Here is an 11,055-nt window from a genome sequence, read left to right on the forward strand (position 1 = left end):
GTCCCGTCCGCGCTCGAGGGGACCGTGTTGGTCTCGACACGCTCGCTGGCGCTCGCGGCTCGACCAGCGTGACGGCTCGACCAGCGGTGTCAGCCGAAGGGCAGCGGCTCGGGAGCCAGGGAGACCGACTGGGCCCGGGCCGCGGTCAGTCGACGGCGGTGGTGCTGGCGGCAGAGGACCTCGTAGGAGACCGCGCTGGGCGCTGTGCCGGAATCACCGTCGGTGTCGCCGACGACGACCTGGTCACCCTCGGTGACCATGACCCCGTCCTCGACGCGGGCGTTGTGGGTGGCCCGCTTGCCGCACCAGCACAGCGCCTCGACCTGCAGCACCTCGGTCTTGTCGGCGAGCTCGACCAGACGAGCGGCGCCGGGAAAGAGCCGGGTGCGGAAGTCGGTGAGGATGCCGAAGCAGAAGACGTCGATCTGCAGCTCGTCGGTGATCTTGGCCAGCGCCTCGATCTGCTCGGGCGTGTAGAACTGCGCCTCGTCACAGATGAGGTAGTCGATCCGGGCGCCGTGGGTCAGCGCGTCGACGGCGTGGCGCCAGAAGTCGAAGTCGTCGGTGACCTCGATCGCGTCGTGGGTCAGACCCAGCCGCGAGGTGACCACTGCCTCCCCGGAGCGGTCGTGGACGGTGAAGATCAGCCCCACCCTGCCGCGAGCGGCGTGGTTGTGGTTGGTCTGCAGCGCGAGGGTCGACTTCCCCGCGTCCATCGTCCCGGTCCAGAAGGTCAGCTCAGCCACTCGCGGAAGCCTAGTGGGCTGCGGCGCGGCCCGTGGCAGGACCCTCATGGCCGGGCTTGTTCCGTCGATAGTGGCGCGCGACCCGGGCCCGGTTGCCGCAGCCCTCGGAGCACCACTCACGACGTGGGTGGTCGCGGACGAAGTAGAGGACGCAGCCGGGGCCGCCGCACGCCTTCAGCTCGTGGGGCGCGTCCTGGGCCAGCACCTCGGATCCTTCCAGCGCGACCAGGTTCAGCTCCCGCTGCAGACCGGAGCCGTCGGTGAGCCACTGGCGCGCGTAGCCGCCCTGCGGGCCATGGCGCAGGGCCGGCGCGCAGTGGGACGTGAACTCGTTGAGCACCGAGAGCGCCGCTTCGCTGCTGAGCCCCTCCGAGACGCTGTGCGGCCGCCCGTCGCCGGTCACCTCGGCGGCCAACCGGCGCAGCGCGTCCCGCAGCGCCCGGGCCCGGCCCAGATCGTGCTCGTCCAGCTCCTGGTGGCGGCCGAGCCCAGCCTCCTCGGCCCAGGCCCGCAGGTGCGCCGCGCTCTCCAGGGAGTCGTGCAGAGCCGTCCGGTCGGCCCAGATCGTGTTCATCAGGCGTACGGCTCGGGGCTGGGTCGGATACAGCACCGGCACCTGCAGCTCCACGGTGTCTCCTCCGTCGTCGGTCTAATGGCCAGTCTAGGTCTCAGTCGTTACCCCGCCGCGCGAGGCGAGCTGGGCCTCGAGCTCGCTGATCCGCTCGGTCAGCTCCGTGACGGTGTTCCGGGCAACCGCCAACGGCACCAGCTGCGGGATGTGCTGCTTGCAGTTCCAGTCGAAGGCCTCGACGTCGATCAGGATCCCCCGCTCGACCCGTGCCGGATGGCCGACGGGAGCCAACGAGCCGACCAGGTCGGGGTCGTCCTCGGGCTCGACGACCCGGGCGCGACCGAATATCTTCATCCTGGCCTGCAGCTGGTAGTCGATCAGGAACAGCGAGACCCGATCGTCGTGGTCGAGGTTCCCGCGGGTGATGTACTGCCGGTTGCCCCGGAAGTCGGCGAACCCCAGCGTGGTCTCGTCGATCACCTTCAAGAACCCGGGCGGCCCACCACGGTGCTGGACGTAGGGCCATCCCGTCTCGCTGACCGTGCCCAGGAAGAAGCTGTCCCGCGAGGTGATGAACGCGGCCTCTCCCCGGCCGATGCGGTCCGGCACGCTCTCGTCCTCGATCACGCGTGCGTACGCGGCGGCGCTCCCGTGGACCGCCTGGTGCTCCGCCACCAGCGGCGTGAACGCGACCTCCCCGTAGTGGCCGGTCATCGCCGGCCCTCGACCCTGTGCTCACCCATGGCCACGCTCTCCCTCCGGACACAGCAAGTGTCTCTAATGGTTACATAGGTTGTAACCATTAGAAGCGAGGTTCATTCCCCGCTAGGAGACCAGCAGCGGAATGAGCATCTCGTCCGGGGTCAGCGATCCGTGCAACCCGACCAGAGTCGTCTCGTACTGGAACAGGCTGGTCGAGACGACCGCGTGCTCGCTGTGGGAGGCGACGATGACGTCGCCGAGCCGCGGCAGCACCGATGGGGTGACCGGCCCGAACCAGCCGCGGCGGATCGCGGTCTCCCGGGTCATCACCTCGGCCTTCTCGCCCAGAGTCGCCGACCAGGTCGCGACCACGTCCTCGACCGCGCCGCGCGAGCAGTAGAGATGCCGGAAGCGGGCCTCGCCGCCGACCAGGGCGACCCCGTCGCGCAGCTCGGGGAAGTCGTCGATGTCGGTGCGGGAGGTGGCGGGCGAGTCGACCATGCCGTGGTCGGCGAGCACCAGCAGCCGTACGGACGGATCCAGGGCGTCACGCAGCTGCTCGGCCTCGGCGTCGATCATCGAGAGCTGCTGCAGCCAGGGTGAGGAGGCGACACCGTACTTGTGGCCGGTCCAGTCCAGGTCACCGTCGTAGAGGTAGGTCAGCGACCCGGGCACCCGCGAGAGCGCGACCGCCGAGGCGATCCGCTCCCCGACCCGGTCCGCGCCGACGAACTCCGCGCCCCGGTGGGCGGCAATGGTCAGCCCCGAGCCGCCGAAGGCCCGCTTGTTGATGACGGTGACCGGCACCCCGGCCTCGCCCATCCGCTGGAAGACGGTCTGGTTGGGCTGCCACTCGACCGGGTCGACGTCCTTGCGCCACTGCAGCGCGTTGAGCAGGTGATCTGTGCCGGGGATCCGGGAGGTGTAGCCGACCAGTCCGTGCCCGCCGGGCGTCAGCCCGGTGCCGAACGAGGTCAGGCTGGTCGCCGTCGTCGACGGCACACCGGCCGTACCCGCCTCCTGGTCCTCGCTCAGCGAGGCCAGGAACGGCGCCGCATGTCGATAGCGCCGCAGCAGGTTGGTGCCCATCCCGTCGACCAGGAAGACGACGTACGCCGCCGCCGAGGGCAGCTCGAGACCAGATCGCCCGTTGCCCAGCGGGATGTCCATGGCAGCCGCGACCGCCGGCAGGACATCACCCAGCGAGCGCTCCCCGTAGGCGGGGGCGAGAAACCCGGTCACCGATCCCTACCGGCGGTGGGTGCGAGCCGAGAGCGATTCCGCGAAGGAGAGCAGGCGGGCGACCGAGTCGTGACCGTCTGCGGCGGCCGAGACGCGCAGCGAGAAGTCGTCGGGGGTGAGCACCCCGGTGTAGCCGTGGTCGGCGTCGCAGTTGGGGTCGGAGCAGCCCGCGGGCTCGAGGTCGACGCGGTTGACGCCGCCCCAGCCGATGGTCATGACCACCTCGGCCGGCTTGCTCGAACCCTTGGTCGGGTTGGTGATCATCCGGGTCACGACCACGGAGTTGACCGAGTCGATGCGTACGGCCTCGGTCGAGGTCGAGGTGTAGGGCTCGGGCAGCAGGTCGTCGCCGGCGTGCTCGTCGGTGTGGGCCAGGATCAGCCGCGTCGGGGTCAGCACCAGCACGGAGAGGTGGCGGCGCACCTCGTCACGGTCGAACGTCGGCTCGTGGTGCAGGAAGAAGGAGGACACCTTCTCCCCCGCCACGGCGGAGGCGACGCAGTCGGCCACCACCTCGGGGTAGTAGCCGGTGCGGTCGATCTCGGCGCGCAGGTCGTCGGCGCGGTCGAGATCCTCGGTGCGGGTGCTCATGACGCCCATACTTCCACGGTCCGCCACAGGCCGCCTAGCCGCGGACAGGTCGTCCCCCGGGATCACCACGGTTCACGCCGAGAAGGTGCGTCGGTAGGCGGTCGGCGTCAGACCGGTGTGGCCGGCGATACGGTCGCGGAGGTTGGCGGCCGTCCCGAGGCCGGACCGATGGGCGATCTGCTCCACGGGCAGGTCGGTCTGCTCGAGGAGCCGGCGGGCGTGCTCGACACGGACGGCGGTCAGCCATTGGTTCGGGGTGCACCCCAGCTCCCTGCGGAACCGGCGGTGCAGGGTCGCCGGGCTCATCGCGGCCCGGGAGGCGATGTCGGCGACCGTGATCGGTTCGGTCGCCCGCTGCTCGGCCCAGAAGAGCGCCGCGGCGAACGGGCTCTCCACCTCCTTGGGGAGCGGACGTTCGATGAACTGACGCTGACCGCCGGGACGGTGCCCCGGGAACACGAGCCGGCGTGCGACCGCCGCCCCGATCTCGGCGCCGTGGTCGCGACGCACCACATGGAGCGCGAGGTCGAGGGCGGCAGCGCTGCCGGCCGAGGTGAGGATGTCGCCGTCGTCGACGAACAGGACGTCGTCCTCGACGTCGACCTGGGGATACCGCGCTCGGAACTCCTCGGCCCACTGCCAGTGCACCGTGACGCGCCGCCCGTCCAGGACGCCTGCTTCGGCGAGGGTGAACGCGCCGCTGCACATCCCGATCATCCGGGCCCCGCGGTCATGGGCACGCGCGATCGCGTCGAGCACGTCGGGATGGTGGGGCGTGGCCGTGTCCGGACGGTTGGGAACGATCACCGTGTCCGCCTGTTCCAAGGCTGACAGACCGGCGATCTCCGTCATCGCGAAGAAGCTCTGCCGCATCGACACCTTCGGCTCCCGAGCACACATCCGGAAGTCGTAGAGCAGTCCGCCGACCTCGGGCCGGTCGATCCCGAGGACCTCGGTCAGGCACGCCAGCTCGAACGGGTTCGACCCGTCGTCGACCAGAGCGACCACCGAGCGCAGATGCGAGGAATCTTTCGTCACGCGTCATTTCTCGCACTGTTGGCGCAGATGCGCAAGGTCCAGGATCGAGTCATGACGAGCACGAGCACCAACATCGACACCGTCCTGAACACCTTCGAAGAACGCTGGAGCCCTCGGATCCTCACCCGGGTCAACGACTACGACGTCCGCCTGGCCAAGGTCGAGGGCAGGTACGTCTGGCACTCGCACCCGGACACCGACGAGCTGTTCGTCGTCCTCGAGGGCAGTCTCGACATCCACCTGCGGGAGTCCGGGGCGGAGACGACGGTGCACCTCGAGCGCCACGACGTCTTCGTCGTTCCCCGCGGCGTCGAGCACTGCCCGGAGTCGACCGGCGGCGCGAGCATCATGATGCTCGAACCGGCTGGAACCCTCAGCACCGGCGACTACGCGGGAGCGATCCCGGACCACATCACCTCGACGACCGGGATCGAGGTCTGAGCGGCTAGCCGGGAAGGGTGTCGCCGACCGCCGGGTTGAGGCGGCGCACGAACCAGTCCGAGCGCGGATCGGCGACCAGGTCGACCCTGGCGCCGGCGGTGAGGACGGCGGATCCCTCGAGCCCGACGAGGACCAGCGACAGGTCGAGCGAGGAGATCTGCGGCAGGTCGTTCTGCAGCTGGGCGACCCTGAGCACGAGCCGCTCGATCTCGTCGACGTCGACCATGTCGCCGCCGCGGTAGCCGAAGAGCATCGGCGCGGCCTTGATCTCGCGCACCATCGAGGCGGCGTCGCGCTCGGACAGCGGTGGGATCCGGTAGGCCTTGTCGGCCACCAGCTCGGTGATCGGGCCGGCGATGCCGAAGGAGACCACGGGGCCGAACAGCGGGTCCTCCATCGAACGGATCCCGACCGGGACCCCCGGAGGCGCGGTGCGCTGCACGGTGAACCCACCGGTCTCGGGCGGGATCCGGCTGGTGATCAGCTCCCAGGCCTCGGTCATCTCGTCGACGTCGTCGATGTTGCGTACGACATGTGCCTGGTCGGGGCGCTCCCGGACGCTCTCGACGGTCGCCTTGAGGACGACACCCCAGCCGAGGTCCTCCGCGGCGGCGATCGCCTCCTCGAGGGTGCCGACGCTATGGGTGTTCCACAGCTTGATGCCGTAGGCGGCCAGCACCATGCCCAGGTCCTCGCGGCTCAGGTCGCCCCCGGCCGGGCGCGCGGCGAGCACATCGGTCACGATCTTGCGCGCCGTGCGCGGGTCGCACTCGTCGGTGCTGAGCCACGGGGTCTCGCCGTCGGCGGAGCGCAGCCACACGGCGTACTCCACCACCTTGGCCAGAGCGCGTACGGCCGACTCCACCGAGGAGTAGGACGGCACCGAGCCGCGACCGGCGGTCGAGCCGGCGACGTCGGGGACGCGGAGCAGCTCGGGGACACCCTCGGCACCCAGGAAGCTGGTGACCAGCGGCTTGTCGGACTGCTCCCCCACCGCGGCGAGCACGTTGGCGATCTCCTCGCCGGAGACGTTGAGCGGCGGGATGTAGACCGAGATCACCGCGTCGACCTCAGGGTCGTCGATGGCCGCGTCGAGCGCATCCTCGAAGTCCTCGGCGCTCGGCTCGGTGGGAAGCGGGACCTGCTTGTTGACCTGCAGGCCCGCCGAGACGGCGGCGTCGGCGGCCAGCAGACCCAGGGCGTCGGAGTTGCCGACGATGGCCACCCGCCGGCCGCGCGGAAGCGGCTGGTGGGCGAGGAGCTGGGCGACGTCGAACATCTCGTCGAGAGTGTCGACCTGGATGATCCCGGCCTGGCGGAACATCGCGTCGACGGCCGCCGGCGGGGCGCTGATCTTGCGGACCGCGTGACCCATCGGCACACCCTGGGTGGTGCGGCCCGAACGGACCGCGACGATCGGCTTGCGCAGCGAGACGCGGCGGGCGATGCGGGAGAACTTCCGCGGGTTACCGATCGACTCGAGATACATCATCACGACCTCGGTCGAGACGTCCTCCTCCCAGTACTGCAGGAGGTCGTTGCCGGAGACGTCGGCGCGGTTTCCGGCGCTGACGAAGGTCGACAGGCCCAGGCCCCGGTTGTTGACCTTCTCCAGGATCGCGGAGCCGAGCGCACCGGACTGGCAGAAGAAGCCCGCACGGCCGCGCGGCGGCATCGTCGGGGCGAGGCTGGCGTTGATCTTGACCTGCGGGTCGGTGTTGATGACGCCGAGCGCGTTGGGCCCGATCAGCCGCAGGCCGTAGGAGCGGGACAGGTTCACCAGGCGCCGCTGCCGCTGCCGACCCTCCTCACCCGTCTCGGCGAAGCCGCTGGAGATGACCACGAGCCCGTGCACGCCCTTGGCGGCACAGTCGAGCACGACGTCCTGGACCGCGTCGGCGGGCACCGCGACGATCGCCACGTCGACGTCGTCGGGGATGTCCTGGACGCTCTTGTAGGCCGGCATGCCGCTGACCGCGGTGGAGCTGGGGTTGACCATGTAGACCCGGCCGGTGAAGTCGCCGATCACCAGGTTGCGCACCAGCGCCTGGCCGATGGTCTCCTGTCTCCGGCTGGCGCCGATGACCGCGACCGAGCGCGGGTTGAAGAAGCGGTGGATCGAGGCGGACTCGGCCTCGTGCTCGCGCAGGGCGAGGCGGCCGACCGCGGTGTCGGTGACGTCGATCCCGAACTGCAGCGAGATGACTCCGTCCTCGTAGACGCTGGCGACCTTGTAGCCGGCGTCTCGGAAGGTCTGGATCATCCGCGCGTTGTCGGGAAGCACGTCGGCGGTGAACTTGGTGACCCCACGCTCACGCCCGGCCTGGGCGAGGTGCTCGAGCAGGATCTGCGCGATCCCCCGGCCCTGGTAGTCGTCCTCGACGAGGAAGGCGACCTCGGCCTCCCCGGGCTTGACCACGTCATAGCGCCCGACCGCGATCATCCGGCCTCTGAGCGTGAGGATGAACGCGACCCGGTCCTTGTGGTCGACCTCGGTGAAGCGCGCGACATCGCGTGCGGACAGGTGCGGCATCGGCGAGAAGAAGCGGTAGTACTTCGACTCGTCGCTGACCCGGTGGTCGTAGAAGTCGACCAGCAGGTCCTTGTCCGCCGACCGGATCGGCCGGATGTGTGCCGTCCGCCCGTCGCGCAGCAGCACGTCCGCCTCCCAGTGGGAGGGGTACGGCGGGGTCTGCTGCGCGGTCACGAGAGAAATCTAGCGGGAGACGCCAGCCTCTCGCGCGCAGCAGCCGCCGTCAATGACGTACGACGTTGGCGCGGTCACGCTCGTTGAGCACCCGCCAGCCGTCGTAGTCCCAGTTCCGCGCGAGCTTCTGGGCGTGCTTGGGGGCGTCGCCCTCATGGTTGCGGATGACGAGTTCGCGCACGGCGAACTCGACCGCCTCCTGGGGCGTGGTCGCGCCGGAGATCCGCTGGATCTCCGCGAGCAGCTCGTCATCGATCTCGATCTGGGTGACAGCCATCTTCAAGCACCTCCATGTGCGTTGAACCGGTGACTCCTGGACGGTTTGTTCTCTACAGCCAATGTACGCGGATGCGCGGCGTACGGAAGGCCGACCCGGCTCGGATCCGATCCCGAAATCGGCACAGTCGGCGAGCCCGGTGTGGCGTTCGCACAGGGATTCGAGACAATGCCCCTTATGGCACGCGGCAAGACCACCCAGGACGTACCCGACGATTTCGAGGAGCACATCCTCGACACCGACATCGGGGACGAGATGCGGTCCTCATTCCTGGAGTACTCCTACTCCGTCATCTACTCCCGGGCACTGCCCGACGCCCGCGACGGTCTCAAGCCCGTGCAACGCCGGATCCTCTACACGATGAACGACATGGGCGTACGTCCAGACCGCGGCCACGTGAAGTGTGCCCGCATCGTCGGTGAGGTGATGGGCAAGCTGCACCCGCACGGCGACGGTGCGATCTACGACGCCCTGGTCCGGATGGCGCAGCCGTGGGCGATGCGGCTGCCGATGATCGACGGGCACGGCAACTTCGGCTCCCCCGGCGGTGACGACCCGGCTGCCGCGATGCGATACACCGAGGCCCGGATGGGTCCGGCGGCGCAGGCGATGACCGACGACATCAAGGAAGACACGGTCGACTTCCGGCCGAACTACGACTCGCGGGAGATGGAGCCGAGCGTGCTCCCCGCGGCGATCCCCAACCTGCTGGTCAACGGCGCCACCGGCATCGCGGTCGGGATGGCCACGAACATGGCCCCGCACAACCTGGTCGAGGTCATCTCCGCCGCGCGTCACCTGATCAAGCACCCCGGTGCCGAGCTCGACACGCTGATGAAGTTCATCCCCGGCCCCGACCTCCCCACCGGCGGCACCATCGTCGGCCTCGACGGGATCCGGGATGCGTACGAGACCGGCCGCGGCTCCTTCAAGATCCGCGCCACCACGCGGATCGAGCCGTTCGGACGCCGCAAGGGCATCGTGATCACCGAGCTGCCGTTCAACATCGGCACCGAGAAGATCATCGAGCGCGTCAAGATCCTGGTGCAGTCCAAGAAGATCCAGGGCATCGCCGACCTCAAGGACCTCACCGACCGCGAGCACGGCACCCGCCTCGTCATCGAGGTCAAGAACGGGTTCGTGCCCGAGGCCGTCCTCGAGCAGCTCTACAAGATGACGCCGCTGGAGGACTCCTTCGGGATCAACAACGTCGCGCTCGTCGACGGGCAGCCGCGCACGCTCGGCCTCAAGGAGCTGCTCGAGGTCTTCCTGGGACACCGCTACGACGTCGTCCGCCGCCGTTCGCAGTTCCGCCGCGACCGGGCCGCCGACCGGCTCCACCTGGTCGACGGGCTGCTGATCGCGATCCTCGACATCGACGAGGTCATCCAGCTGATCCGATCCTCCGACAACGCCGGCGAGGCGCGCGAGCGCCTGATGTCGGTCTTCGACCTGTCGCAGCCGCAGTCGGAGTACATCCTCGACATGGCGCTGCGCCGGCTGACGAAGTTCTCCAAGATCGAGCTGGAGAAGGAGCGCGACGACCTGCGCTCGACGATCGAATACCTCGACTCGATCCTCGGCGACGACGAGATGCTGCGGAAGGTCGTCTCCGACGAGCTGGCCGAGGTGTCCAAGACGTTCGGCAACCCACGGCGCACCGTGCTGCTCGCCTCCGCCGGCACCCCGGCGCTCGAGGCGATGAGCCTCGAGGTCGCCGACGACCCGTGCTTCGCGCTGCTCTCCTCGACCGGTCTGCTGGCCCGCTCCTCGGACGCCGAGCCGTTCACCTCCGGCTCGGCACGCGCCAACCACGACGTGATCGCCTCGGTGGTCCCGGCGACCGTCCGCGGCCAGATCGGTGTGCTCACCTCCCACGGCCGTCTCGTACGCCTCGGGGTGCTCGACCTGCCGGCGCTGCCGCCGACCCACGGCGACCCGAACCTGTCCGGCGGCCTACCGCTGTCCGCACTGCTCGCGCTGGAGTCCGACGAGCGTGCGCTGGCGCTCACGACGCTCGCCACCGACGGTCCCGGCATCGCGCTCGGCACCAGGCTCGGCGTCGTCAAGCGGGTCAATCCCGAGGTGCTGCTCAACAAGGACGAGTGGGAGGTCATCAAGCTCGCCGACGGCGACGAGGTGGTCGGCGCGGCCCAGCTGCGCACCGGCACCGAGTCGCTGGTCTTCGTCACCTCCGACGCCCAGCTCCTGCACTTCCCCGCGGATGTCGTCCGCCCCCAGGGCCGAAGCGCCGGCGGGATGGCCGGCGTCCGGATGGCCCACGGGTCCAAGGTCGTCTTCTTCGGCGTCGTCTCCCCCGACGCTCCCGAAGGGGCCGCGGTCGTGACCGTGGCCGGGTCGTCGAGCGCTCTGCCCGGGACCGAGACCGGCTCGGTGAAGACCACGCCGTTCAGCGAGTACCCGGCCAAGGGCCGGGCCACCGGCGGCGTACGCGCGCACCGCTACCTCAAGGGAGAGGACTCGATCGTCTTCGCCTGGGTCGGCGCCGCTCCTGCGATGGCAGCCGCAGCGTCGGGAGCACCGATCGACCTCCCCGAGATCGACCCGCGCCGCGACGGCTCCGGGATCCCGCTCGAGCAGCCCATCGACGCCGTCGCCGGGCCGGTGGCCCACAGATAGCCCCCGCCAACCGCTCCGCTGGTCGAGCCGGATTCGTGAGGAACGAACGAATCCGTGTCGAGACCAACACGGTCGCCTTCGCGCTCGATGGGGACCGTGT

Annotated in this window: 10 protein-coding genes; 2 read left to right on the forward strand and 8 right to left on the reverse strand. The window is 69.7% G+C overall.

What is annotated here, in order from left to right; all coding sequences use genetic code 11:
- Window positions 1-89 precede the first annotated feature (89 nt).
- The 6 genes from ACFU7D_RS25865 to ACFU7D_RS25890 all read right to left on the reverse strand — a co-directional run bounded on the left by ACFU7D_RS25865 (window position 90) and on the right by ACFU7D_RS25890 (window position 4,890).
- Window positions 90-746: a thymidine kinase gene (locus tag ACFU7D_RS25865; protein WP_378730013.1), complete on the reverse strand. Its 657-nt coding sequence runs from the start codon at window positions 744-746 to the stop codon at window positions 90-92.
- A 10-nt stretch (window positions 747-756) separates the two neighbouring features.
- Window positions 757-1,374, reverse strand: coding sequence for a CGNR zinc finger domain-containing protein (locus ACFU7D_RS25870; RefSeq protein ID WP_378872812.1), 618 nt, complete (start codon window positions 1,372-1,374; stop codon window positions 757-759).
- Window positions 1,375-1,407: 33 nt separating this feature from the next.
- On the reverse strand, window positions 1,408-2,031 hold the full coding sequence (locus ACFU7D_RS25875; RefSeq protein WP_378872815.1) for a pyridoxamine 5'-phosphate oxidase family protein: 624 nt from the start codon (window positions 2,029-2,031) through the stop codon (window positions 1,408-1,410).
- 111 nt (window positions 2,032-2,142) lie between these two features.
- Entirely contained in the window at window positions 2,143-3,261 is a 1,119-nt protein-coding gene (locus tag ACFU7D_RS25880) for an alkaline phosphatase family protein (protein ID WP_378872817.1), read from the reverse strand.
- 6 nt (window positions 3,262-3,267) lie between these two features.
- Window positions 3,268-3,852, reverse strand: coding sequence for a DUF5998 family protein (locus tag ACFU7D_RS25885; RefSeq protein WP_378730021.1), 585 nt, complete (start codon window positions 3,850-3,852; stop codon window positions 3,268-3,270).
- A 72-nt stretch (window positions 3,853-3,924) separates the two neighbouring features.
- Entirely contained in the window at window positions 3,925-4,890 is a 966-nt protein-coding gene (locus ACFU7D_RS25890; protein WP_378872820.1) for a GlxA family transcriptional regulator, read from the reverse strand.
- Window positions 4,891-4,941: 51 nt separating this feature from the next.
- Here ACFU7D_RS25890 and ACFU7D_RS25895 point away from each other — a divergent pair, with 51 nt between their 5' ends.
- Window positions 4,942-5,331 carry a cupin domain-containing protein gene (locus ACFU7D_RS25895; RefSeq protein WP_378872823.1) on the forward strand — a complete coding sequence of 130 codons (390 nt, stop codon included), beginning with the start codon at window positions 4,942-4,944 and terminating at the stop codon, window positions 5,329-5,331.
- A 4-nt stretch (window positions 5,332-5,335) separates the two neighbouring features.
- On the opposite strand, the gene ACFU7D_RS25900 is transcribed toward ACFU7D_RS25895, so the two are convergent.
- Both ACFU7D_RS25900 and ACFU7D_RS25905 read right to left on the reverse strand, forming a co-directional pair.
- A complete protein-coding gene (locus tag ACFU7D_RS25900) occupies window positions 5,336-8,038 on the reverse strand; it encodes a GNAT family N-acetyltransferase (protein ID WP_378730027.1) in 2,703 nt (900 codons plus the stop codon).
- Between the two features lie 49 nt (window positions 8,039-8,087).
- Entirely contained in the window at window positions 8,088-8,315 is a 228-nt protein-coding gene (locus ACFU7D_RS25905) for a type II toxin-antitoxin system VapB family antitoxin (protein ID WP_378730029.1), read from the reverse strand.
- A gap of 177 nt (window positions 8,316-8,492) precedes the next feature.
- Between ACFU7D_RS25905 and ACFU7D_RS25910 the strand changes: the two genes are divergently transcribed.
- Window positions 8,493-10,955, forward strand: coding sequence for a DNA topoisomerase (ATP-hydrolyzing) subunit A (locus tag ACFU7D_RS25910; RefSeq protein WP_378872825.1), 2,463 nt, complete (start codon window positions 8,493-8,495; stop codon window positions 10,953-10,955).
- Window positions 10,956-11,055: the final 100 nt, after the last annotated feature.

Source organism: Nocardioides sp. NPDC057577 (assembly GCF_042801335.1).
Taxonomy (GTDB): domain Bacteria; phylum Actinomycetota; class Actinomycetes; order Propionibacteriales; family Nocardioidaceae; genus Nocardioides.